At 53.8% G+C, this 2,057-nt stretch carries 2 protein-coding genes; both read left to right on the top strand.

Annotated elements, in window-relative coordinates:
- Nucleotides 1-564: 564 nt before the first annotated feature.
- A complete protein-coding gene (locus GBG68_RS13815; RefSeq protein WP_152148368.1) occupies nucleotides 565-1,170 on the top strand; it encodes a type VI secretion system-associated protein TagO in 606 nt (201 codons plus the stop codon).
- A 150-nt stretch (nucleotides 1,171-1,320) separates the two neighbouring features.
- Complete coding sequence (locus GBG68_RS13820) at nucleotides 1,321-1,884, top strand: hypothetical protein (RefSeq protein WP_152148370.1); 564 nt, start codon at nucleotides 1,321-1,323, stop codon at nucleotides 1,882-1,884.
- Nucleotides 1,885-2,057 lie beyond the last annotated feature (173 nt).

Genomic DNA, 2,057 nt, shown 5'->3' on the forward strand with positions numbered 1-2,057 from the left:
GCACGGCAAACTGGCTTAGTTGGCACTGGAAAAGCAATAAACTCAGAAGCCTAACAAAGCGGTGAAGCCGACAGCAAAAACGCTGCGCGTTTTTCCTGCGGCTTACCGCTAGCCGTTAGCGCGAGAAATGGGGCATCACAGTTGCCGCAGAAACCTTCGCGGTTGGAACGGCGAAGCCGGCGCTGGGGGACAGCGGAAGCACCTTGGGTTTTGCCGGCCCGCCAGTAGGCGCTGCTCCCGCCCTACTCCGAGGGTGCGCTGCTGAAGAACGAAGAACACCGAGGGTCGGAGTTCTGTCTGTGCAAATGCTCAGCACTCCTTAGCGGCCCGAACACGGTGCCGTGATAGAAGAGCCAACGAAACCAGCCCTGGCGAAGCACGGCGCGCTGCGGTAGGTTCCAGAGAACAAGATGAGAAAGCAGGCGTTGTCGGTGGCATCCGGCCAGGCCCACTGCCAGTAAAACAACACATTGCGCTAACAAGGCGGTGAAGCCGACGGCAAAAACGCTGCGCGTTTTTCCCGCGGCTTACCGCTAGCCGTTAGGCTTACAGGAGGCCAATTGCATGAGACGAACCCTATTTTTCTTGCTCCTACCGCTCTACGTTCCAGCAGCTCACGCCAGTGTGGAAAAAGAGATTGCGAAATGTGCGGCTGAAAATGGTGACCTTGCTCGGCTTGCCTGCTTCGACGCAATCGCAGAGAAACGAGGTCTCGCAGGGCCTCAAGCGCAACCTACCAATGTATCTGGTACCGGGAAGTGGCAGGTTTCAGCGAAAACGAACCCGGTAGACGATTCAAAAACGGTAACGCTGGTTCTCAAGGCAGATTCTGGCCAATCCAGATGGGGCCGGCCTGTAGCAATTATTGCCAGGTGTCAAAGCAACAAGACAGAGCTGTACATTTCTTGGAATGACTACCTCGGAAGTTCTGCGAGCGTGCTCACACGCATCGGATCAAACAAAGCAATAACAAAAAGCTGGAGCCTCTCTACAGACAGTCAAGCAACATTCCATCCACGCGGCACCATTAGCTTTATCAAGGAAATGATGAGCGCAAACAAACTGGTAGCGCAAGTTACGCCGTATAACGAAAGTCCAGTCACAGCCATCTTTGATACCAGTGGGCTTGAAAACGCAATCAAGCCGCTTAGGGAAACATGCAACTGGTAAGAGCGTGTAAACCTAACAAGTGCTTGCAGCCGACCCGCTTTCCGCTACGCCTTCGGCTTCGCTCCAAGCGGTCGGCTGAAGCACGGCGTTATGCGCCAAGCGTCGGGTCTCCGCGCCCGTTCCGGAGCAATTTGATAGAAGGTGGTTTCTGTGGATGACTTTACGCTTTCAGTATTGGCTTCTATGGCCGCTTCGCTTGTTGTTGCATATCTAACGGCGCGTATCACGATCGGCAAGAGATATGGTGAAGCAACCCAGCGGCTGTTTGTAGCGATCATGCGGTACTACTTTTCATACAAGGCTCTTGTAACCGAAAAGCGTCTTGAGAAGACCGACGATGGCCTAAAGTTTAAGGAGCGCCGTGACCACGACATCTACCTGAGCACATTAAAAGATGTCTATCAGTCTGTTTGCGCAATTTTGGATTCACCGGCGTCGTCGGAGTTATTGGGCAAGAACCTCCAGGTGGCGGCATTGCCAATCACTCTACGCGTAGAGATCTATAACTTCGAACAGTCGTCCTTAATCTCCAATCGAAGTTGCCTCGACAGCATGTTCGAGATAATGGACTTTCTTCTCAAGCAGAGGCCTATTAATAGGCTTCGCGGCCAAAAGATACACAGCGAAGTAGTGGCGATACAAAACGAGATAAACGACTCGCAACTAATCAGATACCTCGGATTCAATCCGAACGCTGGCCTGGGAAGCGCATAACAAGTCGCTGGAGCCGACGTAGCCGCCAAGGCGGCTACGCGGCTCAGCTCCAGCGTTGAGGCTGTAGAAAAACTCCCGCCACCCGCTGCTCCCACCCCGTCGACCCGGTATAATCGAGGCCAACAAGAAATGGCTCTCGGGGGATGGGATGCCGCGCTTCAAGCCGATCCACA

Origin of the sequence: Alkalilimnicola sp. S0819 (assembly GCF_009295635.1) — a bacterium.
In the GTDB taxonomy this organism is placed as follows: Bacteria; Pseudomonadota; Gammaproteobacteria; order Nitrococcales; family WHIW01; genus S0819.

Bases quoted from the DNA above. Each gene is read 5' to 3' on its own strand.
- GBG68_RS13815 (WP_152148368.1), top strand. From the start codon at position 565: ATGAGACGAACCCTATTTTTCTTGCTCCTACCGCTCTACGTTCCAGCA.